The sequence below is a fragment of the Wolbachia pipientis genome (assembly GCA_023052945.1).
Taxonomy (GTDB): domain Bacteria; phylum Pseudomonadota; class Alphaproteobacteria; order Rickettsiales; family Anaplasmataceae; genus Wolbachia.
Genome location: CP095495.1, coordinates 380,079 through 403,559 on the forward strand (window position 1 = coordinate 380,079; position 23,481 = coordinate 403,559).

The 23,481-nt window shown below is 34.9% G+C and carries 24 protein-coding genes and 5 pseudogenes; 18 read left to right on the top strand and 11 right to left on the bottom strand.

Features of this window, described 5'->3' with window-relative positions; translation table 11 throughout:
- Positions 1-57: 57 nt before the first annotated feature.
- The 4 genes from MWH06_01795 to MWH06_01810 all read right to left on the bottom strand — a co-directional run bounded on the left by MWH06_01795 (position 58) and on the right by MWH06_01810 (position 2,279).
- Positions 58-234: a hypothetical protein gene (locus MWH06_01795; protein ID UPA55393.1), complete on the bottom strand. Its 177-nt coding sequence runs from the start codon at positions 232-234 to the stop codon at positions 58-60.
- Between the two features lie 298 nt (positions 235-532).
- A complete protein-coding gene (locus MWH06_01800; protein UPA55394.1) occupies positions 533-937 on the bottom strand; it encodes a helix-turn-helix domain-containing protein in 405 nt (134 codons plus the stop codon).
- A 34-nt stretch (positions 938-971) separates the two neighbouring features.
- On the bottom strand, positions 972-1,304 hold the full coding sequence (locus MWH06_01805) for a helix-turn-helix domain-containing protein (GenBank protein ID UPA55395.1): 333 nt from the start codon (positions 1,302-1,304) through the stop codon (positions 972-974).
- A gap of 51 nt (positions 1,305-1,355) precedes the next feature.
- Positions 1,356-2,279, bottom strand: a complete 924-nt coding sequence (locus MWH06_01810; GenBank protein ID UPA55396.1) for a hypothetical protein — start codon at positions 2,277-2,279, stop codon at positions 1,356-1,358.
- 198 nt (positions 2,280-2,477) lie between these two features.
- Between MWH06_01810 and MWH06_01815 the strand changes: the two genes are divergently transcribed.
- A complete protein-coding gene (locus MWH06_01815) occupies positions 2,478-2,852 on the top strand; it encodes a hypothetical protein (protein ID UPA55397.1) in 375 nt (124 codons plus the stop codon).
- Between the two features lie 36 nt (positions 2,853-2,888).
- Here MWH06_01815 and MWH06_01820 read toward each other — a convergent pair.
- Positions 2,889-3,317 (bottom strand): annotated as a pseudogene (locus MWH06_01820) (IS5/IS1182 family transposase).
- An 81-nt stretch (positions 3,318-3,398) separates the two neighbouring features.
- On the opposite strand from MWH06_01820, the pseudogene MWH06_01825 reads away from it, so the two are divergent.
- A pseudogene (locus MWH06_01825) lies at positions 3,399-4,213 on the top strand (transposase).
- A gap of 1,067 nt (positions 4,214-5,280) precedes the next feature.
- Positions 5,281-6,453, top strand: a complete 1,173-nt coding sequence (locus MWH06_01830) for an NADH-quinone oxidoreductase subunit D (protein UPA55398.1) — start codon at positions 5,281-5,283, stop codon at positions 6,451-6,453.
- An 18-nt stretch (positions 6,454-6,471) separates the two neighbouring features.
- Here the strand turns inward: MWH06_01830 and recJ are convergent, their stop codons facing one another.
- Positions 6,472-8,211, bottom strand: a complete 1,740-nt coding sequence (recJ, locus tag MWH06_01835; protein UPA55399.1) for a single-stranded-DNA-specific exonuclease RecJ — start codon at positions 8,209-8,211, stop codon at positions 6,472-6,474.
- An 85-nt stretch (positions 8,212-8,296) separates the two neighbouring features.
- Here recJ and MWH06_01840 point away from each other — a divergent pair.
- The 6 genes and pseudogenes from MWH06_01840 to MWH06_01865 all read left to right on the top strand — a co-directional run bounded on the left by MWH06_01840 (position 8,297) and on the right by MWH06_01865 (position 11,633).
- Positions 8,297-8,716, top strand: a pseudogene (locus MWH06_01840) (hypothetical protein).
- A 54-nt stretch (positions 8,717-8,770) separates the two neighbouring features.
- Positions 8,771-9,937 (top strand): aspartate kinase, encoded by a 1,167-nt coding sequence (locus tag MWH06_01845; GenBank protein UPA55722.1) that lies wholly within the window; start codon positions 8,771-8,773, stop codon positions 9,935-9,937.
- 38 nt (positions 9,938-9,975) lie between these two features.
- On the top strand, positions 9,976-10,179 hold the full coding sequence (locus MWH06_01850) for a hypothetical protein (protein UPA55400.1): 204 nt from the start codon (positions 9,976-9,978) through the stop codon (positions 10,177-10,179).
- Positions 10,172-10,831, top strand: coding sequence for a DNA repair protein RadC (radC, locus tag MWH06_01855; protein ID UPA55401.1), 660 nt, complete (start codon positions 10,172-10,174; stop codon positions 10,829-10,831). Before MWH06_01850 ends, radC begins: the two co-directional genes overlap by 8 nt.
- A 102-nt stretch (positions 10,832-10,933) precedes the next feature.
- On the top strand, positions 10,934-11,269 hold the full coding sequence (locus MWH06_01860; GenBank protein ID UPA55402.1) for a helix-turn-helix domain-containing protein: 336 nt from the start codon (positions 10,934-10,936) through the stop codon (positions 11,267-11,269).
- 1 nt (position 11,270) lies between these two features.
- The gene (locus tag MWH06_01865; GenBank protein ID UPA55403.1) at positions 11,271-11,633 is read left to right on the top strand and encodes a helix-turn-helix domain-containing protein; all 363 of its coding nucleotides are present in this window, start codon (positions 11,271-11,273) and stop codon (positions 11,631-11,633) included.
- A gap of 180 nt (positions 11,634-11,813) precedes the next feature.
- Here the strand turns inward: MWH06_01865 and MWH06_01870 are convergent, their stop codons facing one another.
- Positions 11,814-12,566, bottom strand: a complete 753-nt coding sequence (locus MWH06_01870) for a hypothetical protein (GenBank protein ID UPA55404.1) — start codon at positions 12,564-12,566, stop codon at positions 11,814-11,816.
- A 13-nt stretch (positions 12,567-12,579) separates the two neighbouring features.
- On the opposite strand from MWH06_01870, the gene MWH06_01875 reads away from it, so the two are divergent.
- A complete protein-coding gene (locus MWH06_01875; protein ID UPA55405.1) occupies positions 12,580-13,395 on the top strand; it encodes a transposase in 816 nt (271 codons plus the stop codon).
- A 68-nt stretch (positions 13,396-13,463) separates the two neighbouring features.
- Here the strand turns inward: MWH06_01875 and MWH06_01880 are convergent.
- Positions 13,464-13,844, bottom strand: a pseudogene (locus MWH06_01880) (transposase family protein).
- Positions 13,845-14,066: 222 nt separating this feature from the next.
- Between MWH06_01880 and MWH06_01885 the strand changes: the two are divergent.
- The 8 genes and pseudogenes from MWH06_01885 to MWH06_01920 all read left to right on the top strand — a co-directional run bounded on the left by MWH06_01885 (position 14,067) and on the right by MWH06_01920 (position 21,186).
- Entirely contained in the window at positions 14,067-15,245 is a 1,179-nt protein-coding gene (locus tag MWH06_01885) for an aspartate aminotransferase family protein (GenBank protein UPA55406.1), read from the top strand.
- A gap of 88 nt (positions 15,246-15,333) precedes the next feature.
- Positions 15,334-16,617 carry an HlyC/CorC family transporter gene (locus MWH06_01890; protein ID UPA55407.1) on the top strand — a complete coding sequence of 428 codons (1,284 nt, stop codon included), beginning with the start codon at positions 15,334-15,336 and terminating at the stop codon, positions 16,615-16,617.
- Positions 16,618-16,630: 13 nt separating this feature from the next.
- A complete protein-coding gene (locus MWH06_01895; protein ID UPA55408.1) occupies positions 16,631-16,897 on the top strand; it encodes a DUF2312 domain-containing protein in 267 nt (88 codons plus the stop codon).
- The gene (locus MWH06_01900; protein ID UPA55409.1) at positions 16,890-17,555 is read left to right on the top strand and encodes a UbiX family flavin prenyltransferase; all 666 of its coding nucleotides are present in this window, start codon (positions 16,890-16,892) and stop codon (positions 17,553-17,555) included. The genes MWH06_01895 and MWH06_01900 overlap by 8 nt, the downstream gene beginning before the upstream one ends.
- Positions 17,539-18,417, top strand: coding sequence for a bifunctional methylenetetrahydrofolate dehydrogenase/methenyltetrahydrofolate cyclohydrolase FolD (folD, locus tag MWH06_01905; GenBank protein ID UPA55410.1), 879 nt, complete (start codon positions 17,539-17,541; stop codon positions 18,415-18,417). Before MWH06_01900 ends, folD begins: the two co-directional genes overlap by 17 nt.
- Positions 18,418-18,678: 261 nt before the next feature.
- Complete coding sequence (locus MWH06_01910; protein ID UPA55411.1) at positions 18,679-19,359, top strand: alpha/beta hydrolase; 681 nt, start codon at positions 18,679-18,681, stop codon at positions 19,357-19,359.
- Between the two features lie 5 nt (positions 19,360-19,364).
- Complete coding sequence (locus MWH06_01915; GenBank protein UPA55412.1) at positions 19,365-20,171, top strand: SDR family oxidoreductase; 807 nt, start codon at positions 19,365-19,367, stop codon at positions 20,169-20,171.
- A gap of 232 nt (positions 20,172-20,403) precedes the next feature.
- Positions 20,404-21,186, top strand: a pseudogene (locus MWH06_01920) (transposase).
- 22 nt (positions 21,187-21,208) lie between these two features.
- Here the strand turns inward: MWH06_01920 and MWH06_01925 are convergent.
- The 3 genes from MWH06_01925 to MWH06_01935 all read right to left on the bottom strand — a co-directional run bounded on the left by MWH06_01925 (position 21,209) and on the right by MWH06_01935 (position 23,356).
- Positions 21,209-22,297, bottom strand: coding sequence for an IS481 family transposase (locus tag MWH06_01925; GenBank protein ID UPA55413.1), 1,089 nt, complete (start codon positions 22,295-22,297; stop codon positions 21,209-21,211).
- Between the two features lie 289 nt (positions 22,298-22,586).
- Positions 22,587-23,093, bottom strand: a complete 507-nt coding sequence (locus tag MWH06_01930; protein ID UPA55414.1) for a hypothetical protein — start codon at positions 23,091-23,093, stop codon at positions 22,587-22,589.
- Positions 23,093-23,356: a hypothetical protein gene (locus MWH06_01935; GenBank protein UPA55415.1), complete on the bottom strand. Its 264-nt coding sequence runs from the start codon at positions 23,354-23,356 to the stop codon at positions 23,093-23,095. The genes MWH06_01930 and MWH06_01935 overlap by 1 nt, the downstream gene beginning before the upstream one ends.
- Positions 23,357-23,481 lie beyond the last annotated feature (125 nt).

Consider the following 23,481-nt stretch of genomic DNA (forward strand, 5'->3'; position numbering starts at 1 on the left):
AATAATTTCACCTTTTCTTTCCCTATTAAGAACTTCACAAACTCAAGATTTTCATGGTTATAACTGACAGCATGGTGCACAGCCATCTTCTCGACGTACATAATTAACATTAGCCCCTTTATCAAGTTGAGCTTCTACTCCACTGCGGTCTTTTCTCTTGACAGCATCAAGAAGTAATTCATTTCTTAGTAAATTTTCAACTTCTTCATGTCCTCCATCATTTGCAAGTTCCAATGGTGATCTATTATTGGAATTTTTAATATCAATTCTTGCTCCTTTTTCTATGAGAAACTCTACAGCTGGTAAATGTCCTTCCTTGGCAGCATAGTAGACTGATCTGTGGTTTTAGAATTAATAAATGATTCTTGTTGTTGCTTTTCTATTAGAAGCTTTACAATCCCTATATTTTATGGTGCAAGTTTTTATTTTTAAAACATTATACTTTGTGTAGGGATAACTACACGCATCAAAGTTAAAGAAAATCGAAAGCAAAATGATGAAGAAAATGAAAGTTTAAGTTTTCTTCAACAAGTCAAGGAGAGAATTTACCCATTTGTGCTTTAAAGCCTGTGTTAGCAAGAGCCTTAATCACTAAATGAACAATTTCACGCAAAGTTTCATCTTTAATTTTTCTATACTCTCTTACTAATCTTGATATTTCTTCGCTGCTCACATCGCTACGGAAGGCCTTATCATGCAAGTCTTCAGAGGCTTTGGTAAAAAAATATGACATATCAACAGACAAAGCTTCTGCTAAATTATACAATCTATCAACTACAAGCCTTACCTCTCCGGTTTCATATCCTTGTATATGCTGAAATGAAATTCCAAGCTTTTTTCCTAAATCTCTTTGACTAAAGCCACACATTAACCTTCTTTTCCTTATTCTTTCACCTATTTGTTTATCAATAGGGTACTGTTCAGCTTGCACAATCATTTATTAACATCTTAATTTATATATCAAAGCAATACTAACTCTCATTGTAACTTTGAGAAAAAGATTTTACTAATATATAAACCGCACTACGTAACCTTTTGCTCTTAATCTCATTATATCCTTTGACTAGCTTTAACACCTCTTCATCGTAAACTTCATGTGAGCCGGCATGCACATCAGTAAAAAAGTTAGCAACATCAATCGATAGGGCTTTTGCTAAATCATATAATCTACTAGCCAAAACACAATTTGAGCCATTTTCGTACCTTTGTATCTGTCTATATGAGACACCTATTCTTTTTCCCAATTCGGTCTGCGTTAAACCATGATCTAGCCTTAATTGTTTTATCTTTTTACCTAATTGCACTTTTCACCTCTTATTCAAATTTACAACAAATTTTATGAAGTGGAAAAAAAGCTAGCAAAGTAATTGCTTTAATAATTTCTGCCTCTCGCTAATTAAATTGTTTGGCCTTACGTATTTTTTCTCAATTTCCCTCATCTCTTTTTCTCGTTCTGCAATGCTATTTCGTATTACTTCAGCCGAATATCTGCTTTTGCCAGATGCAAACTCTGATCTTAATCTTCTAACCTTATATTCGAGCTCAGCAAATCTTTCATGCTGCTCAAGAAGCTCTATCATGTGTTTGATTTCAGAATTTAGCTTTTTTTCCTCAACATCTCTCACAATAAAAGAAAGCAGAAGCTTATCTATTTGGTAATCAATATTTGGTTGAGTAGCAAATAGATTGATCATAGCTTTTACATCAGTAGGATTTGCAACTAATAAGCTAAAATTACTACATAAAAAACTATAGAACTTTATCGTCTTTACAAGATAATTTTTCATATCTTGTGATAATTGCAATTCTTTGTGAATTCCTGACAGCAATATTTTCAATTCTTCCAAGTATTCTACATCAAAATTACCTACTTCTGTAGGTAAAAGGATCATTAGCAGCTTTTTTACAAGCTCAACATCATTTGATTTTACTGCATTATAAAGAGCTTTATCCTTATCTTCTTTTAAATCATAAAGCTCTGACGAGTTATCTATGCTGAATAGATGTTCAGTATTTCCCTGAGGAGAGTAGATTAAAATGTCCACTTCTCTTAGCGGGTGGTCATCATTAAACTTTTCTAGTAACTGCTGATCGGTGGTTTCCTCTATTGCTACAGCAGCTTTACTGATCTTTTTCAGTTCAGAAACATTATCTCTTGAATTTTCAAGTATGTCTTTAGCCTTGTCTAGCAGCTGCTCATATAGAATTACTTTTTCTTCATCATCAAGTAGCTGACAATGCTTCTTCAGCTTTGCAGTGGAATAAGACAGGAGATCCATTTCTTTCAATTTTACAATCACAGTACCCAACTTTTATTGAAATTGAAATAATTTTTACGAGATATGTTTTTCTAGCGTAAATGCCCGTAAAGTTTGTTACTATAATTTATAGTAAATCAACAAGTCGTATAGTGTTAACAATTAAATAACATTTATCACGTTATGATCGAATAGTAATGAAATTAAGTGAGGGTTACAATGAAAAAAATAAATAGTAAAAAATTGTCTAGTAAAATGTTAAAAGCGGTAGAGCGAATAGCAAAAGAAGGGTTGTTACCTAATTTTATAAAAGCTGCTCCAACAGCAAATAAAAAGATTAGTAAATTACCTGTCTTAACATATCCTGAGGAGCTCAATCCATTTCAATCAGCTTTATGCAAAATAAGGCTAAGTGAATATGAAAATATGAAACTAAATGAATTTTTGGAAAAAGCTATTGCAGCTAAAAATATAAACGAGTTAAGTAAAGTTGTCGATGAAGCTTTGGATTTAGGAATAAGAATAAATGCTGCCAATAAAAATGGCTTTAGCTTCGCTAATGTTACAATAGACCTGCTGCGAATCAAGCGATAAAAAAAAGGAAAGGAGGGTGACTAAAATCAAGGTTAACTAAAAGGCGTGCTTAAGATTTACAATACCAGCAATAATATTGAACCTCAGGTTATATTTTTTCTGAAAATTGCGATAAACATTCGACATAATCTTAAATATCTTTATCTCTCGGATCTTGTTTTCTACTCTCATTCTAAATGATGCTAATCTTCCATTATGCTCTGGAGTTAATGGCTTTTTACGATACTTTTTATATGGAATTATAACATTGCTTTGCAATTTTTGCCAACCTTGATATCCAGAATCAGCATGTTTTATGCTATCAAGTGGTAAATATTTTTCTTGTTTCCTTATGCGGAAATCACTAATTCTACCACGGTATGACTTTGACACTGATAAAATTCTTCCTCCTTCTTCGATAATAATCTCAGTTTTCATAGTGTTGGTTCTTTTTTTTCCTGAATATGATTTCTTCCGTTTTTTACTATAGACCTGCTGAAAAAGGTGATTGAAAAAATGATGTGAGAGAGGTAGAAGAAGAATAAGCAGATCAAGTAAGGAAAAAAAATGAGCTTTAGTTACTATAATATGAAAAAATACCCAAGAAACTTTCGTAATATAACAGGTTTAACTATAGAGGAGTTCGAAAAAGTAGTGGAAAAAGTGAGGTCTGGATGGGAAAAACAGAAAAAGTGTCATGGTAGAAGATCAAAACTACCAACTCTGGAAGATAAGTTGTTTTGCGTAATTTTGTACTATCGCACTTACATAACACATAGATTTTTAGGATGCCTATTCAATGTACACAACGCAAATGTATGTAGGTTACTTAAGAGAATAGAGCCATTACTCGCCAAAAAAGTGACTATAACAAAAGATAGAAGTATGACGCCAGAAAAAATACTGAAGATTTTGGCTGATGTTACAGAACAGCAAATACAGAGACCAGAAGATAGTAAAAAACGGAAGAAATCATATTCAGGAAAAAAAGAACCAACACTATGAAAACTGAGATTATTATCGAAGAAGGAGGAAGAATTTTATCAGTGTCAAAGTCATACCGTGGTAGAATTAGTGATTTCCGCATAAGGAAACAAGAAAAATATTTACCACTTGATAGCATAAAACATGCCGATTCTGGATATCAAGGTTGGCAAAAATTGCAAAGCAATGTTATAATTCCATATAAAAAGTATCGTAAAAAGCCATTAACTCCAGAGCATAATAGAAGATTAGCATCATTTAGAATGAGAGTAGAAAACAAGATCCGAGAGATAAAGATATTTAAGATTATGTCGAATGTTTATCGCAATTTTCAGAAAAAATATAACCTGAGGTTCAATATTATTGCTGGTATTGTAAATCTTAAGCACGCCTTTTAGTTAACCTTGATTTTAGTCACCCTCCTTTCCTTTTTTTTATCGCTTGATTCGCAGCAGGTCTTTAGTTTTACCAACGATTCGCCACTTATTAGCATTGTATAGCTAACCCAAGAAAGGTTTCCCTACGTCATACCGCGATTCATTCCATAACTGTACGAGCATTGTGCTACCAGAAGGGCAATGCCTCTTATCCAAGTACCCTCTTCTTGTCATTCCAGTGCCTATTTCTTTGTCATCCCAGTGCGTGACACTGGGATCTAGTTTTCTTTACAAATTCACCAAAAGTGTTTCTTTCTATAACGCAAAACCCATATTCACAAAACCCAATGCATTACTTGCAGTCTAGATCCCAGTGTCACGCACTGGCTGTAGCCCTACGTCATACCGCCGCGGTATCTCTTAGCCGCTAACAAGCAGCAGACCGTCATACCGCGATTCATTCGCGGTATCTCAGCCGCTAACAAGAGATCCCGCTAACACGTAGCGGGATGACGGTTGTCGGTAGGCCTAAATTACTTTAGCCATAAATATTTAAGAAATTCACCAAACAAAAAAAAGGCAAAAGAAGCCCTAGTCATTGTCTATTTTCAGTATTGGCGTTTTTTAAGTCTTAAACGCTGCAATTTAGCTGCTTTTAAACGGCAACTAACCTTAGCTTTAATATTTAAGAAATTTACTAGGCAGAAAAAAAGGCATAGAAAACCCGTGGTAGCTAGTTATTACACTCTCTATTTTAAAATTTGACGTTGGGTGATGTCTTGAACGCTTTATAAGCGCGTTTCAGCTTATGTAGGTAAAAACCTAGAAATTTTATAAAGACATACGGTGCACATAGTGCAAAAAATTAAACAATAGTACGCCAAATACAAGTTTTCTTGTCATTTTAATCTGCTGCAGAGATTGCGAAGTTAAATAAAATAGCTTCACTTTCATGACAAGGGGGCTGGTGGAGTTTGTCAAGTAAGTTTTTTCGTTTCTACTGAATGACAGTTGTAGCATATGCAAGAAGTCTATTGACTTTGAGCACACTTTAGCCTATACAATTTTAATATCTTAAACTACTGGACATGCCCGATCTAAAGACAATGATGTTAAATTTTGGTCCTCAGCACCCAGCTGCACATGGAGTGTTGCGCCTTGTTTTAGAGATGGACGGCGAAGTGGTTGAGAGAGCTGATCCTCATATTGGGCTTTTGCATCGTGGTACTGAAAAATTAATAGAACATAAAACGTATCTTCAAGCTTTGCCTTATTTTGATCGCCTTGACTATGTGTCACCAATGTCACAAGAGCATGCGTATTCACTATGTGTAGAGGAATTGTTGCAATGCGAAATCCCAATTAGGGCAAAGTATTTACGTGTCTTGTTTTGTGAACTGACGAGAATACTAAATCATTTACTGAACGTTTCTTCTCAAGCGCTTGATGTTGGAGCAATGACCCCTCTTTTATGGCTCTTTGAAGAAAGAGAAAAAATACTGGAATTTTATGAAAGAGCTTCAGGCGCAAGGTTTCACGCAGCTTACATCAGACCAGGTGGAGTTGCAGCAGATGTTCCAGAAGGCTTGATTGAGGATATTGCAAAGTTTATAGAGCAATTTCCAAAGTATATAGACGATGTTGATGAACTTTTAACAGAAAATAGGATATGGAAGCAACGCACTGTAGGAATCAGTGAAATATCAATTAAACAGGCACTTGATTGGGGCTTTAGTGGCCCAATGTTGCGTGCTGCTGGGCTTGCTTGGGATTTGCGAAAAAGCCAGCCATATGAAATATATGATCAGCTAGATTTTGATATACCTATTGGCCAAAATGGCGATTGTTATGACCGTTATCTAGTTAGAATGGCAGAGATTAGGCAGTCTGTTAGCTTGGTGAAGCAGTGTATAGAGAAAATGCCTGGAGGCCCAATAAAAACTGAAGATAGAAAAATTTCTCCACCGCCAAGAGCAGAGATGAAAAAATCTATGGAAGCTCTGATTCACCATTTTAAACTTTACTCAGAAGGATATCACGTACCAAAAGGTGAAGCTTACACAGCTGTTGAGGCACCAAAAGGTGAGTTTGGAGTGTATATAGTTTCAGATGGTACCAATAGACCTTATAGATGCCGAATAAGAGCACCTGGCTTTGCACATTTACAAGCTTTGGATTTTATGGCAAAAGGACACATGCTTGCCGACGTTGCAGCAATTATTGGCTCACTCGATATAGTTTTTGGTGAGATTGATAGGTAATTATTGTAAAATAGTAACTCAACTAATAGTCAATACATCTTCTATTAAAAATTGTACAAATTCATTGCCATTCCAGTAATTCATAGAGATTTTACCCAAAATGGCTTTAACATTACCCTGCATGATCGCAGAGCCAAGGTGAGTATTTGCAGAGCGAAATGCAATAGCTCTTACCATAACATTATCATCAGCAATAAAACATTTTATATGGTCAACTCCTATAACTTCAGGCTTTCTTATCTTTGCTCCCTGAATGATAAACCTTGGTTCAGAATTCCCAACTCCAAATGGTCCCAAGCGTTGCAGTTGGTTCCACAGAGATAAGTTTATTGCTTTAGCAGTTACTATACTATCAGCTTTTAAAGTTTTCTCATTTATAGAGTTTGAAAATCTTTCAGTAAAAAAATCATGCAAATCATTTATTTTGTCTTCTTTAATTGAAAATCCTGCCGCCATACCATGACCACCACCTTCAATAATTAAATTTGTAAACTTTGCGGAAAGGACTGCAGCACCGATATCAACTCCCAAAATTGATCTACAGCTTGCTTTTCCTATTCCATTGTTTAAAGATATCACTACTGTTGGCAAGTGAAACTGCTCCTTTAGCCTTGATGCAATTATACCAATTATTCCCTGGTGCCAATTGCCACTTATCATTATAAAATTCGCACCTGATTGGGCAGACTTTTCCGCTTGTGCTGTAGCTTCCAAGAGAGCCTCATTTTCTAACACTTTCCTTGTATTATTCAAATCTATTAATTTTAGCGCGATTGAATGTGCCTCTTCATCATCATCGGTGGAAAGCAACCTTGCACCGAGCGATGCTTCTCCAATTCTTCCTCCAGCATTTATGCATGGCCCAATATTAAACCCTAATCGTGAAACACTTGGTTTTTCAAGGATCCCCAAAGCATCAAATAAAACACGCAAGCCAACGTTTTTTCTTGCTGACATAACTTTTAATCCTTGTGAGACAAATGCTCTATTGAGGCCTGTAATCTGCATAACATCGCAAACAGTTCCAAGGGCAACTAAATCCAGTAGATCGAATAAATCCGGTTCTTTTTTGTTGGTAAAAAATCCTTGCTCACGTAGGCTTTTATTAAGAGCAATAATCAGCAGAAATGACACTCCAACTGCTGCAAGGTTAGTATAAGGAGAGCTTTCATCAAGACGGTTTGGGTTAACAACTGCTACGGCGCTTGGTAACTTTTCCGTACCAAGATGATGATCGACAACTATAATATCAAGACCAAAGACCTTTGCATCTTCTATTGGTTGATATGCAAGCGTACCGCAATCAACGGAAATACATAAATCGATCCCGTTTTTTTTAAGTTGTAATAAAGCATCTGTGTTTAATCCATAGCCCTCATCAACACGATCTGGAATGTAGATTATAGAGTGTATATCAATTGTTCTCAGGTACCTGTTAATCAATGCTGACGACGTTGCACCATCAACATCATAGTCACCAAATATTGCAATGTTTTCATTATTTTTTATTGCTCGTATTATACGAGAAACAGCTTTATCCATATCAAGAAGGTGAAAGGGATCTGGTAATAGCGATCTAATTAGTGGATATAAGAAGTCGCTCGCATTTTCTATGTTAACACCACGAGTAACCAATATTCTTGCTAGTACTTCTGGCAACTCAAATCTCTGTATAAGAGTTAAGATTTCCCTTTGATCTGCTTCTTGCAACTTCCACAATGCATTTGTTATGCTGCGCTTTTCAATTTCAAGTAGCATATTCTTTGTAAATAAAACTACTTTACCAGAACTTTTAAACTTGTTCTATAATTGTATTAGATGTACAGTTCCAGAGTGTGATGGTATGATAAAATGTGAGAAAAAAATATCATCAAGGGAGGAATTATGGTTACATGGGCGCGCCAGAACAACAGCGTAGAGCAATACAAAATAATAAAGAGAGCATAGCAAAGCTTTCCAAACCTTAAACCAAAAACTATTATTAAGTGGAGAAAACGCTCATTTACCAAAGATGCTGGTATGGGTCCAAAGCATCCAAGATCAACTGTTTTAACTTTAGAAGAGGAGTGTTGCATTTCGTAAGCATACTCTATTGCCATTAGATCTACGCTTTGCAAACCTCAATCCCACACTTCTAGTCTACATCGTTGCTACAGCATTAGCAGACTACCAGATGTCGATGGTGAAGTTAAACCAAGAAAGAAATTCAAACAATATCCTATAGCATATTGATATCGCGGAAGTTAGAACAGAAGCCGGACAACCTCTATCTCTACAAAAACTATATTTTTCTTCAGAAGAGAGTTATATTGTAACTATGGACAAAATAATCATAAAAAAATTTGGTGGGACTTCGCTAACTGATTTAAACCGAGTTGCAAGTTTGATAAAAAACGATATTGAGAAAGGTTGTAATGTAATCGTTGTTGTATCTGCTGTTGCAGGATTTACTGACCAAATGGCTTTTCAGGCTAGGCAAATCTCAAATTTAAGTTGCAGACAAGAGTTATCAGAATATGACGTTATGCTTTCAGCAGGAGAACAAATTTCTTGCGGTCTATTAGCTATCACTCTCCAATCGATCGGAGTTAATGCTAAATCGTGGCTTGCCTGGCAGTTACCAATTGTAACTGATGATTTTTATTCTGAGTCTAAAATAAAAACAATAAAGATTGACCGTGTGAAAAGATCTTTTGCTGAGGGTTATACTGCCGCGATCATCGCTGGTTTTCAGGGTATAAATGATGATAGAATCACTACTTTTGGAAGAGGAGGCTCTGATATATCAGCAGTTGCCTTCACGGTAGCCTTTGGTGTTAGAACTTGCGAAATTTTTACTGATATTGATGGAATATATACAGCAGACCCGAGAATTGTTCCAAAGGCACGCAAGCTCAAATTTATCTCTTACGATGAAATGTTGGAAATGTCGTCATCTGGTGCTAAAATACTGCATAATCGTTCAGTACAACTTGCAATGAAGCATAACATTAAAGTGCAAGTGCTATCCACTTTTAAAGAAGTAGAAGGCACCACAGTACTACACAAAAGGGATGTACTAGAGAGATACTTAATTACTGGAATAGCTTATAGCACTAATGAAGCTCTTGTAACTTTCACTAACCTTGCAAATAACTTGCGTACTTTAAGAGATATAGTAGGGGCAAACGTTAAAATTGATATGATACATGGGTCAAGTTTTGTTATCTCCAAATTTGATATTGATTTAATGGAAAAGTTACTGAATAAGAATGAAAATTATGCTATAAACGATAATGTAGCTAAAATTTCAATAATTGGTATTGGTGTTATGTCTAACACTGAAGTGATGCACCGCACACTCAAGGTTTTAAGCGAAAAAAAGATAGAAATACTTTCTATCACAACATCCGAAATCAAAATCAGTATAATTGTTCAAAAAGAATACGTTGTAGCTTTGGTCAAAGATTTACATACTGAGTATGAGCTTGATATGCAACACTAGGATAGGCTCGACGTCCACAACTGTACGAACATTGCAATTTGGGCCTACCAGGAGGGTGTCATTCTCCTGTCATCCAAGTAGCTGACACTGGTTCCTTTATGAAGGTGTCATCCCAGTGCCCAAGCAACAAGGACAACATTGCAAATTTAGAGTTCAAGAGGGTTATTCCTCGAGAACTACTGCGTCAGAAAGCTGGCGTTGAATTTGTATATAATGTTGATCTTGGAGGTTTTTATGAATAATAGTGAGAGAAAAGAGAAATTAGAAACTCGTATTCTAACAAGTAGAGGGAGATCTTTGCTTGACCATGAGCTACTGGAACGTAATCTATCTGCGTGTACAGAAGGAAGAGAAGTGGCCAAAAGGCTAATGGAGCTCTTTAGTAGTTTAGGAAGGGTAATTAATGCTGATTTTCATGAGCTAAAAAATGTTACAGGAATAAACGATAGAGCAATAGCAAATATCTTTTGCCTGAAAGAGATTTTCGATAGGATATTGAAAGGTAAGTTGAAAAAGCTGTCGATTCTTGATAATAGAGAAGAGCTACTAAAATACTTTAAAGCAGCAATAGGGCAGTCACGAAAGGAAAGCTTACGAGTGGCATACTTAGATCGAAGTGGTCATTTAATATATGAGTACATTCAAGACTGTGGAACTATAGACAGAGTACCTCTGTATGTGAGGGAAATAATAAAACAGGGATTACTGATTGATGCAGCATCTGTTGCAATTTTACATAATCATCCAAGCGGAGATATAGAACCATCAAAGGAGGATGAGAATAACACACTCACATTAGCTGCAACTTGTGAAAATGTAGGGATGAAATTGATAGATCATATAATTGTCACACAGAAGAGCCACTTTAGTTTTTATGACAGTGGCTTATTGTAATCTGTAGACCAGAAGGAAAGTTCTCCAACTTTCCTTCTTTTTTTCACTTTATAAATTAAAAAATTCAATATAAGCTTGAACAGCTAAAATTAGTAATGAAAGGTGGAATTAGGCAAAAAAATAAAAGAGCTTAGGTTATACTGTGGTTTGACACAAACTGAATTAGGAAAAAGAATAGGTGTTTCATATAGACAGATACAAAGGTACGAAAATGGTTCAAATTGCATTTTAGCTAGTAGACTATATGACTTAGCAAAAGCCCTATCGATTAATGTTGCTGATTTTTTTACTGATGTGCATTACGACTCACATGAAGCTTATGATGAGGAGATATTAAAATTAGTCAAAGGATACAATGAAATTAAGAGCAAAAGGTTACGTAGTGTAGTTTATATATTGGTAAAATCTTTTTCTCAAAGTATATTATCTGATACGTAAAATGACCATACAACATCCTATCGATAAGCAAATAGGTGAAAGAATAAGGAAGAGAAGGTTAATGTGTGGTTTTAGCCAAAGAGACTTAGGAAAAAAGCTTGGAATTTCATTTCAGCATATACAAGGATATGAAACTGGAGAGGTAAGGCTTATAGTTGATAGGCTATATAAGTTAGCAGAAGCACTGTCCGTTGATATGTCATATTTTTTTACCAAAGCCTCTGAAGACTTGCATGATAAGGCCTTCCGTAGCGATGTGGGCAGCGAAGAAATATCAAGATTAGTAAGAGAATATAGAAAAATTAAAGATGAAACATTGCGTGATATTGTGCATTCAGTGATAAAGGCTCTTGCTAACAAATAGTACAAATTTTAAAGTTCAGGTATTTTTTATAATATAAAACACTTCTACAAGCAATACTAATTAAAGTAAATTATTTATGGTAAATTGGATTAAGTTTTAAAAACTACTTTACTTTGTAATAGTTAACCATTTATTTCTGATATACAAGTAGCTATGTGAAACATAGCCACTTGTCTCCAATCAAGAACGTCCTACGGATGTCGTTTTGTTATCTTTTAATTTATTCACCCAAGAAAAGGTCTCACTACTTTTAGAATTTTGGTCGCCCCACCTTCCACATCTAGTAAAACAGCCTTTTTCTACTGCTTCTTTAACAGACATTCCACTAAATAAACAACCCTTTCCTACGATTTCTCCTATTTCTTGCAACTCGTTCCACATTTCTTCATCTTCTACCTCAATTTGTACTTGATGATAGTCTTCTGTGTCATGATATACCATTAAATTTAGCTCTCCTAGGCTAGTATAAAATGTGACTGCAAAAGCACTGTTATCCGATATATCCACGTAGTCTCTTTCACCGCCTTTCCCAGTTTTGACTTCAACTTCACCATCACCTATTTTTATAATATTGCCACCAAGGTTTAAGTCTCCTTTACTTAAGCCCAAATTTTTTGCACCTTCTACAACTTTTGCGACATCAACTATGCAGCTATGTGAAAATTCCATATAGAAGGTCTTATTATCAATTTCTACATTTTCAACAGTTCCTTCTATAGTAGCGTTTTCTCCAACTTCCCTAAGTTTTTTGAGCCTACTATATATTTGTGGCTCAATTTCTTTTTGCACTTTTTCAGTTATTTTCTTATCAACTTGTACATTAAAATCTGCTCCATTTAAGGCTAATTTCCTGATTATATCTTCTTGAGACCTGCTGAAAAAGGTGATTGAAAAAATGATGTGAGAGAGGTAGAAGAAGAATAAGCAGATCAAGTAAGGAAAAAAAATGAGCTTTAGTTACTATAATATGAAAAAATACCCAAGAAACTTTCGTAATATAACAGGTTTAACTATAGAGGAGTTCGAAAAAGTAGTGGAAAAAGTGAGGTCTGGATGGGAAAAACAGAAAAAGTGTCATGGTAGAAGATCAAAACTACCAACTCTGGAAGATAAGTTGTTTTGCGTAATTTTGTACTATCGCACTTACATAACACATAGATTTTTAGGATGCCTATTCAATGTACACAACGCAAATGTATGTAGGTTACTTAAGAGAATAGAGCCATTACTCGCCAAAAAAGTGACTATAACAAAAGATAGAAGTATGACGCCAGAAAAAATACTGAAGATTTTGGCTGATGTTACAGAACAGCAAATACAGAGACCAGAAGATAGTAAAAAACGGAAGAAATCATATTCAGGAAAAAAAAGAACCAACACTATGAAAACTGAGATTATTATCGAAGAAGGAGGAAGAATTTTATCAGTGTCAAAGTCATACCGTGGTAGAATTAGTGATTTCCGCATAAGGAAACAAGAAAAATATTTACCACTTGATAGCATAAAACATGCCGATTCTGGATATCAAGGTTGGCAAAAATTGCAAAGCAATGTTATAATTCCATATAAAAAGTATCGTAAAAAGCCATTAACTCCAGAGCATAATAGAAGATTAGCATCATTTAGAATGAGAGTAGAAAACAAGATCCGAGAGATAAAGATATTTAAGATTATGTCGAATGTTTATCGCAATTTTCAGAAAAAATATAACCTGAGGTTCAATATTATTGCTGGTATTGTAAATCTTAAGCACGCCTTTTAGTTAACCTTGATTTTAGTCACCCTCCTTTCCTTTTTTTTATCGCTTGATTCGCAGCAGGTCTTATCTTCTGGTCTCTGTATTTGCTGTTCTGTAACATCAGCCAAAATCTTCAGTATTTTTTCTGGCGTCATACTTCTATCTTTTGTTATAGTCACTTTTTTGGCGAGTAATGGCTCTATTCTCTTAAGTAACCTACATACATTTGCGTTGTGTACATTGAATAGGCATCCTAAAAATCTATGTGTTATGTAAGTGCGATAGTACAAAATTACGCAAAACAACTTATCTTCCAGAGTTGGTAGTTTTGATCTTCTACCATGACACTTTTTCTGTTTTTCCCATCCAGACCTCACTTTTTCCACTACTTTTTCGAACTCCTCTATAGTTAAACCTGTTATATTACGAAAGTTTCTTGGGTGTTTTTTCATATTATAGTAACTAAAGCTCATTTTTTTTCCTTACTTGATCTGCTTATTCTTCTTCTACCTCTCTCACATCATTTTTTCAATCACCTTTTTCAGCAGGTCTTAAGTCACTTTAGCTATAGAATGACAGAAAGGGTCTGCATTAGCCAAATTTTTAGTTGAGGTAGCATAAGAGGTTAAAGGAAAAGCTTTGTGTTAATGGATTCATTTCAGGTATAATACAGATAATACCACAATACTTATAAAATGGATCATGTTGTTAGTGCGTACAATAGACTTGACACTCCTATAGTTAGGGGAGAGGGGGCATATCTTTTTGACAAAGATGGTAAAAAATATTTAGATTTTGCTGCAGGTATTTCTACAACTTCTTTAGGGCATTGTCATCCATACATTACAGACAAACTGAAAGAGCAATTGAGCTCACTATGGCACTGCTCTAACATTTTCACTATTCCCGAGCAAGAAAGGCTTGCTGACCGTTTAACAACCCTTACTTTTGCAGATAAAGTTTTTTTCTGCTCAAGTGGGCTTGAAGCAACAGAAGCTGCAATTAAGTTTATTCGTCGTTACTTTTATTCAAAAGGGCAAGCAAAACGTAATCATATTGTTACAATTGAAGGAGGGTTTCATGGCCGCAGTATTGCTGCAATTTCTGCTGGAGGCAATGAAAAATCACGCGAAGGTTTTGCTCCGCTTCTTTCTGGTTTTGATAAAGTGCCAAGAAATGACATTAAAGCTTTGGAGAAAAAAATCAGCGATGAAACAGCTGCTGTGTTTTTAGAGCCCATACAAAGCGAAGGCGGAGTATATCCACTAGACGTAGAATATCTTCAAAAAGTAAGGAAAATAACAAAAGCTCAAGGGATAATTTTGTGCTTTGATGAAGTGCAATGCGGATATGGACGCATCGGTTCTTTATTTTATTATCGAAATGTCGGCATTGAACCTGATATGCTAACCTGTGCAAAAGCTATGGGTAACGGTTTTCCTCTAGCTGCATGTTTAGTAAAAGATTACATAGCAGAAGCAATCACTCCAGGAACTCATGGATCAACCTATGGTGGCAATCCACTTGCCATGACTGTTGGTAATGCAGTGCTCGATATAATGCTAAAAGAAGGCTTTTTTGATCATGTTAAGAGAATTAGTAAATATTTAAAAGAGAAGCTGTTGCCTTTAGCTAAAGAATTTCCTGAGATGATTTCAGAAGTTCGTGGAGAAGGGTTACTAATGGGAATAGAACTAGCAACTCCTGTAGCTGATAAAATTATTAGTCGATCTCTTGATAAAGGTTTAATAATAACTAGGGTTTTAAACAACAAAGTAGTAAGGATAACCCCACCACTTATCATTGAGGATGAGCATGTGAACGCAGCGTGTAATATGCTTTGTGATTTGTTTTTTAAGATTAAAGATATATAAAATTTGGCAATATAAATTCAGGCTTGCAAATACCTCTCATAATATGTAAAATTAATTTTATTTTTTATCACAATAACATCGTACTTTAATGGATTGGTTATTGGTCTTAGTATCATCAGCAATTTTTATTTTGTTAATTTTATCGTTTTTGTTTTCAGGAGCAGAAATAGGCTTAACCTCAATTAGCCGTTCTCGAGTTAATAAGCTAAAGCTAGACGGTAACAAAAGAGCCAGGATAATAGACTGCTTATTAAATAAGAAAGAATTGACAATAGGAACGGTATTGCTCGGCAATACAATTATTAATATTACTTGCTCTGCTTTATTTACAGCAATATTTATCAATCTTTTTGGAAATGAGGGCATTCTCCTATCAACAATTATAATGACATTTTGTATTTTATTATTCTGCGAAGTTCTACCAAAAACTTATGCTATTAAAAATCCTGAAAAATTTGCATCATTTTCTGCTTATTTTGTATTGTTTTTTGTAAAGATTTTTTCTCCATTGACGCTAGGTATTCAATTTATTGTTAACCTCATCCTGAAATTATGTGGGCTGCATAAAGATAAGGAAGTAATATCTGCAGCGGATGCAATGCGTAATATGATTACTCTTCACCGCAGTGAAGGAACTATGTTACAACAGGATTTAGATATGCTAAGCAGCATACTTGATTTGGCTGAGACAGAAATATCACAAATTATGACCCATAGAAGAAATTTATTTTCTCTTGATATAAATCGAAGTAAAGAAGAGTTAATAAGGGAAATTTTAACTAGCAGTCATAGTAGGATACCTTTATGGCAAAAAGAACCAGATGATATTATCGGTGTAATTCACGTGAAGGGTCTAATAAATGCCTTGCGTGAAAAGAATAATAAAGCGGAAGAAGTTGACATTACCCAAGTTATGTCAAGGCCTTGGTTCATACCAGAAAGTACGCCGCTTAGTGTACAACTTCACAATTTCCGTAAGAATAGGAAACACTTTGCACTTGTTGTTGATGAATATGGAGCATTGCAAGGAATTGTAACTCTTGAGGATATATTAGAAGAAATAGTTGGAGAAATTTCCGATGAGCATGATTTGATTACGGAGAATTTTATAAAGAAGATGTCTGACAATGTGTATTATATAGAAGGAGAATCCACGATTAGAGATATTAACAGGCAGTTACACTGGAATCTCCCTAGTAAAGAAGCTACAGCTCTAGCAGGTATGATTGTGAATGAAATAGAGCGCATTCCTGACGAAGGCGAGGAGTTTTCCATGTATGGTTTTCGCTTTAAGATTTTAAAAAAAGATAAAAATATTATTACTGTTGTTGAAGTGCAAGTAAAAACTGGTAATACTAGTAGCAGCAATTAATTAGTGGAGTTTCATGGAAGATACAGTAAAAATAACGGCTGAAGAGTTGAAGGGTTATATAGAGAGAATCGAAAAACTTGAACAAGAAAAGAGGGATGTGCAAGATCACATTCGTGATGTATATGTAAAAGCCGCAGATGAAGGTTGGGATATAAAAGTAATGAAACAAATTATTAGGCTGAGGAAGATGGATGATGATGACAGAGAGGAACAGGAAATATTGCTTGATACCTATAAACGTGCATTGGGAATGAGCTACGAAGAAGAGTTAAGTGAATAGCAGAATTGTAATCGGAATAAGTGGAGCATCTGGTTCTATTTACGGTGTACGTATTTTAGAGGTGTTAAGAAATATTAATAGATCTCTTATCCCTGTCATCCGAGTAGCTGACACTGGGATCCAGGGAAAAAGAAATATAGATTCCAGCGTCACGCGCTGCAAATTTGGTTATGAAACTCATTTAGTGATAAGTCGTGCTGGAAAAATAACTCTAGCTCATGAGATTAAAGAAAAACTTGAAGATATTACATCACTTGCAGATTTTTACTATTCTGAAGAAAAAATAGGAGAAAAAATAGCAAGTGGCTCATTTAAAACCTCAGGAATGATTGTAGCACCATGCTCTATGAAGACAATGTCTGAAATTGCATCAGGTGTTACTTCCAATCTATTGACAAGGGCTGCAGATGTAACGCTAAAAGAAAGAAGAAAATTAATTCTTATGGTGCGAGAGTCACCACTACATCTTGGGCATTTACAAAATATGTTAAAATTAACGGAGATGGGAGCAATAATTGCTCCACCAGTGCCAGCTTTTTATATTAAACCGAAATCGTTGGATGATATTGTTAATCATTCTGTTGGCAAAGTATTGGATTTATTTGATATCAAATTACCTGACTTTAAGGAGTGGCAAGGAAGTGACAATTATTATTGATGGTAAAAAAATAGCAAACGACCTATGTGAGAGGCTATCACAAAAAATTGATATTTTAAAGAGAGAGTATAACATTTTTCCTTGCCTGAAAGTAATTCTCGTGGGCAGCAATCCAGCAAGTCAGGTTTATGTCCGCAACAAACAGAAAAAAGCAGAATCAATAGGCATAAGTTCTGAGACCATTGTTTTGCCTAATAATATTTCAGAAGATGAATTGATTGAAAAAATCAATGAGTTAAATGAAGATCGATCTGTGCATGGCATTTTAGTACAGTTGCCTTTACCAAATCATATTAGTGCAAGCAGAGTAATTAACGCAGTAAGTATTGAAAAAGATGTAGATGGCTTCCACGATGAAAACGTTGGTAGATTAGTTAAAGGTGAAAAAAACTGCCTTATACCTTGCACTCCTAAAGGTTCTTTGCATTTAATTAAATCAATTGAAGAGAACCTTTCCGGTAAAAACGCAGTGGTGATTGGTAGGTCAAATATCGTGGGCAAGCCAATGTTTCACCTATTGCTGCAGGAAAATTGCACTGCTACCATCTTGCACTCACAGAGTAAAGATTTAGCTGAATGTTGCTCTAAAGCGGATATAGTAGTTGCAGCAGTCGGAAAGCCAAATTTTGTTCAAGCAGACTGGATAAAGAAAGGGGCAATAGTGATCGATGTTGGCATAAATAGTGTTAATATAGGAGAGCTTGTAGGTGATGTTGACTTTGAGGAAATAAAAGGGAGAGCCAAAGCTATGACCCCAGTACCCGGGGGCGTTGGCCCAATGACAATTGCATTTCTAATGATGAACACTGTCATTGCTGCTTGCTTGCAGAAGGGAGTTGATGCTTCTAATTTCATTAGTTGAGGTATGAAGAGGAAAGCTATATGAAGATAGAATGTACCACATCTCACAATTAATAAAAAATTGAGATTTTTGAAATTCCTCAGTAGTCAAATTTATTAAATATTTAGGATCATCATCATTCTACCTTATCCAAAGCCATTTTATACCTTTTTATCCCTTCTGAGGTAACCTTTTTTCAGTTAGCTATAGGTATAAATAATGGAGTATGTCTCTCCATCATTCAACAGCAATCACAGTATGTTTTTACAAATTTGAAAATTAGTGTTAAATAAAGATATAAATGCAAAAGGAAAAGAAATGATTGAACTTAAAGGCCGAGAAATTTGTGCAGGCGGAAATAAGAAAAATTTGATTATTTTTTTACATGGTTGGGGCTCAAGTGGCGATAATTTCATTCACCTTGCTAAAGTTATGAGCAAGTTTTTACCCGAGTCATATTTTGTAGCACCCAATGCTCCGTTTGAAAGAGAAATAGGTGATGGTTATCAGTGGTTCAGCTTGGAAGATCGTAGTGAGGAAGCGCTATATAATGGAGTAAAAAATGCTACATCAATTGTAAATCATTTCATTGATACAAAATTAAAGGAGCTTAATTTAAAAGATACGCAACTTTCTTTGGTTGGATTTTCTCAAGGAGCAATGCTTGCAATACATACAGCTCTCACCCGCTCTCAATCCTGTGCATCAGTTGTTGCATACTCTGGTAGGTTTCTTTCACCTTCAAAAACTGCACCAGAGATCAAGTCAAAACCTAACATATGTGTTATCCATGGTGATGCTGACGACGTGGTACCTTTTTCGTCCCTCGACTTAGCGGTTAAAGCTTTGAAAGAAAATGGAATAAATGTTGAAGGGCACCCAATTCATGCATTAGGGCATATTATTAATGAAGAGGGGATAAAATTAGGAGTAGAATTTATCAAGAAGAATTTTAAAAATTAATTTTCATGCACTTGTTTTGCTTTGGTTATGGATATGTGGCTAAATTTTTATCGAAAAAACTGCTGAACTTAGGTTGGAAAGTCAGTGGCACATCAAGAAGTAAAAATATACAAAATGTAACCCTTTTTGATTACGAGAAAGTCAACCAAGATCTGCTTAAAAGCGCAACGCACATTTTAATTTCTATCCCTCCAGATGGTGATGATGTTATGGAGAGATATGGTGATTGCCTGCAAAATGTTAAATGGTTTGGTTATTTGTCTGCAACTAGCGTTTATGGTGATTACTCTGGTAATTGGGTGAATGAGGAATCTGAAACAAAACCTATAGAAATCAGAGGAGAAAAGCGCCTTAGATCTGAAAAGAAGTGGCTGAATAGCAAACTGCCTGTACATATTTTTCGTTTAGCTGGAATATACGGTCCTGGTAGGAACGTGTTAATTGACTTGCAGCTTGGCAAAGCAAAAAATGTGAAAAAAGAAGGGCATTTTTTTTCTCGTATTCACGTTGAAGATATATCGAATATTCTATTTTCTTCCATGCAAAACATAAAACCTGGTGAAATATACAATTGTGCAGATGATTTACCCACTACACAATCTGAAGTGATAATGTGTGCAGCCAAACTTCTCAATGTTAGTCCTCCAGAGCCAATTGAGTTACCAGATTATGCACAGAGTTTTTATTTAGGATCAAAAAAAGTAAGTAATGTTAAAATTAAAAAAGATCTTAATGTCTCTCTAATTTATCCTAACTATAAGGTGGGATTAGAGAGTTTGCATGTAAAAAAAACTGAAATCACATCAGAATGAAGTAGATAGACCTATTATTTAGTTGTATCCGTTCAGCAAAGTGGCAAAATAGGTAGGCGAGATAAACCAAAAAATCAAGAAAAAAGTAAGTTTGCAACAAATGGTCAGTGCTTGACACTGGAATCCAGCCTTTCCATAATTATCAAAAACATAAGACCTGCTGAAAAAGGTGATTGAAAAAATGATGTGAGAGAGGTAGAAGAAGAATAAGCAGATCAAGTAAGGAAAAAAAATGAGCTTTAGTTACTATAATATGAAAAAACACCCAAGAAACTTTCGTAATATAACAGGTTTAACTATAGAGGAGTTCGAAAAAGTAGTGGAAAAAGTGAGGTCTGGATAGGAAAAACAGAAAAAGTGTCATGGTAGAAGATCAAAACTACCAACTCTGGAAGATAAGTTGTTTTGCGTAATTTTGTACTATCGCACTTACATAACACATAGATTTTTAGAATGCCTATTCAATGTACACAACGCAAATGTATGTAGGTTACTTAAGAGAATAGAGCCATTACTCGCCAAAAAAGTGACTATAACAAAAGATAGAAGTATGACGCCAGAAAAAATACTGAAGATTTTGGCTGATGTTACAGAACAGCAAATACAGAGACCAGAAGATAGTAAAAAACGGAAGAAATCATATTCAGGAAAAAAAAGAACCAACACTATGAAAACTGAGATTATTATCGAAGAAGGAGGAAGAATTTTATCAGTGTCAAAGTCATACCGTGGTAGAATTAGTGATTTCCGCATAAGGAAACAAGAAAAATATTTACCACTTGATAGCATAAAACATGCCGATTCTGGATATCAAGGTTGGCAAAAATTGCAAAGCAATGTTATAATTCCATATAAAAAGTATCGTAAAAAGCCATTAACTCCAGAGCATAATAGAAGATTAGCATCATTTAGAATGAGAGTAGAAAACAAGATCCGAGAGATAAAGATATTTAAGATTATGTCGAATGTTTATCGCAATTTTCAGAAAAAATATAACCTGAGGTGTAAAAGATAAGACTTAATCTGACAGACAAGAATTAACTGACAGAAGAATTGAGGTAGTTAAAACTAATATCAGTCTCTTGTTTAATGCTACTAATATTTTTCTGAAAAGCAATATGTTTGCTATCAAGAAAAGTCTGCATAGGTGTTTTTCCATAGCAGTACTTACCAGAGTGAGGTCTTGTATCATTATAAGAATGCAACCAACAATCAACATCAATCTGTAGATCTTCCAAAGAATTGTAGATTTTCTTTCTAAAGATAATATTGTAACACTCATCTTGCATAGTTCTATGAAATCTTTCACATATGCCATTAGTTTGTGGAGAGTTGGCTTTGGTTCTAGAATGGTCGATATTTTCGATTCCCAAATATAGCTGATAAGCGTGATTTTCTGGCTTGCCACAATATTCCGTACCCCTATCAGTTAGAATGCGTAATAATGGAATTTTCTGCTCATCAAAAAATGGAATAACCCTATCATTGAGAAGATCTTCAGCTGTAATAGCTGTTCTGTCCGTGTAAAGTTTAACCATTGCAACCCTGGAATAAGTGTCAACAAAAGTCTGCTGATAAATTCGCCCTATACCTTTGATATTGCCCACATAATAGGTATCTTGAGAACCCAAATAACCTGGATGTTGCGTCTCAATTTCACCATGAGCTTCCTTTTGTTCTTTCATTTTTTCTAAAGCTGCAAGTTGTTCTTCAGTTAAAATGATTCCGTCTTGAGCTACTTTTGTCTCTAGTGCTTTAAGTCTCTTTTTGAGAGTTTCAAGGTCATTTCTTAGCCATACAGACCTTACTCCTCCCTGAGAAATTATTATACCTCTTTTTCTCAGTTCATTTGCAGCTCTTTCTTGCCCATATGCTGGAAATTCTGTTGCTATACCAATCACTGTTCTTTCTATATTATCGGAAACTCTGTTCGCTAATAGCGGTTTTTTCTTACTTATTTCATGTAATGCTCCCTCTCCTCCATTTTCATATAACTCCTTAAATCGATAAAATGTATCTCTTGAGTATCCCATCACTTTACATGCTTGAGATACATTTCCTAGTTGTTTTGCTAGTTCTAATAACCCTAGCTTTGGTTTTAGTATTTTTGTTTGTATTGTACTCATTTCTAACACTCCTTTCTTTTATTATTTTATAACTTGCTTTTTTAAAGTGTCAGATCAAGTCTTATTTAATACATCTTAAGCACGCCTTTTAGTTAACCTTGATTTTAGTCACCCTCCTTTCCTTTTTTTTATCGCTTGATTCGCAGCAGGTCTATTGTATTTTAATGTAAAACAGCTATTTTTATGCTCACCAACTTAATAAAATTCCTGGATCCAAGTAGTCAAGGCACTGGGATGACAAAGGAGAGCAGTGTCAAGCACTGATCACTTTTGCTTCAATATTTGCACATTAGCCATGCCTTGAATCAATACGTTTAGTTCTGTCATTGTGTCCGTTTAGGAAAATGTTCTCTAGGTAAGATTGTGGAGTATTCGTTGCAGCATTTGGCTGTTCAATTACGCTAGTTGTTATATTTCTATTTCTTTCAAAATTTCCATCTTGTATAGCTTCCAGAACGCTTTTTCCTCCTAAACTTAATCCACTTTTTTTTAATTTTTCAAACACTTCTTCACTACTTTCATCAAGCTTTACTTCTATTTCATTAAATATTAAGTTTACTACAGTTTCTTCACTGCTATTACAACGTGAATTTAACTTTATCCCTTTTCCTAAGTATTTATCTACTACGCTTTTAATACGTTCTAAAGCACCCTCTGTCCAATTTTCTATACTTTCCTGCTTAGATATCTTTGTTTTATACTCTCGTTCATTTTCTTCTATTTTGCCTTTTATTTCCTTACAAAATTCATCAATCAGCTTCTCTTCATTTTTAGTTAATGGTATTTCTAGATCCATTAAAAGTGAGCCACCTTCCAAAAAACAAGAATAATCTGAACTACAGCTCGAATTTGAGTCCCAATCACTTGATTCAGTATAAGGCGTCTATCAGCGGAACTATCATCTGAATCATGATCACTAGAGTTCTGTAGTTGATTATCACTTTCGTGTTCATCTGTTTTGTTTGACAAATCACTGCAAGAGAACTCCATCGGATCTTTTATATTACTTCCAAAACTTTGTTGATCTATTGTTTGTTGCTTTTTTATCTCACAAGTCATGTTATATAACCATTACCCATTAATTCTTTGACAAATACTATAATACATAGACAAGTCAGTAAAGAAATTTGACTTACATTCCTCTACCACGATTTCGAGATAGAGGAATGAATTATTTTAGTTTT

Bases quoted from the DNA above. Each gene is read 5' to 3' on its own strand.
- MWH06_01800 (UPA55394.1), bottom strand. From the start codon at position 937: ATGATTGTGCAAGCTGAACAGTACCCTATTGATAAACAAATAGGTGAA.
- MWH06_01810 (UPA55396.1), bottom strand. From the start codon at position 2,279: ATGGATCTCCTGTCTTATTCCACTGCAAAGCTGAAGAAGCATTGTCAG.
- MWH06_01815 (UPA55397.1), top strand. From the start codon at position 2,478: ATGAAAAAAATAAATAGTAAAAAATTGTCTAGTAAAATGTTAAAAGCG.
- MWH06_01830 (UPA55398.1), top strand. From the start codon at position 5,281: ATGCCCGATCTAAAGACAATGATGTTAAATTTTGGTCCTCAGCACCCA.
- recJ (UPA55399.1), bottom strand. From the start codon at position 8,211: ATGCTACTTGAAATTGAAAAGCGCAGCATAACAAATGCATTGTGGAAG.
- MWH06_01845 (UPA55722.1), top strand. From the start codon at position 8,771: ATGGACAAAATAATCATAAAAAAATTTGGTGGGACTTCGCTAACTGAT.
- radC (UPA55401.1), top strand. From the start codon at position 10,172: ATGAATAATAGTGAGAGAAAAGAGAAATTAGAAACTCGTATTCTAACA.
- MWH06_01865 (UPA55403.1), top strand. From the start codon at position 11,271: ATGACCATACAACATCCTATCGATAAGCAAATAGGTGAAAGAATAAGG.
- MWH06_01875 (UPA55405.1), top strand. From the start codon at position 12,580: ATGAGCTTTAGTTACTATAATATGAAAAAATACCCAAGAAACTTTCGT.
- MWH06_01885 (UPA55406.1), top strand. From the start codon at position 14,067: ATGGATCATGTTGTTAGTGCGTACAATAGACTTGACACTCCTATAGTT.
- MWH06_01890 (UPA55407.1), top strand. From the start codon at position 15,334: ATGGATTGGTTATTGGTCTTAGTATCATCAGCAATTTTTATTTTGTTA.
- MWH06_01895 (UPA55408.1), top strand. From the start codon at position 16,631: ATGGAAGATACAGTAAAAATAACGGCTGAAGAGTTGAAGGGTTATATA.
- MWH06_01915 (UPA55412.1), top strand. From the start codon at position 19,365: ATGCACTTGTTTTGCTTTGGTTATGGATATGTGGCTAAATTTTTATCG.
- MWH06_01925 (UPA55413.1), bottom strand. From the start codon at position 22,297: ATGAGTACAATACAAACAAAAATACTAAAACCAAAGCTAGGGTTATTA.
- MWH06_01930 (UPA55414.1), bottom strand. From the start codon at position 23,093: ATGGATCTAGAAATACCATTAACTAAAAATGAAGAGAAGCTGATTGAT.
- MWH06_01935 (UPA55415.1), bottom strand. From the start codon at position 23,356: ATGACTTGTGAGATAAAAAAGCAACAAACAATAGATCAACAAAGTTTT.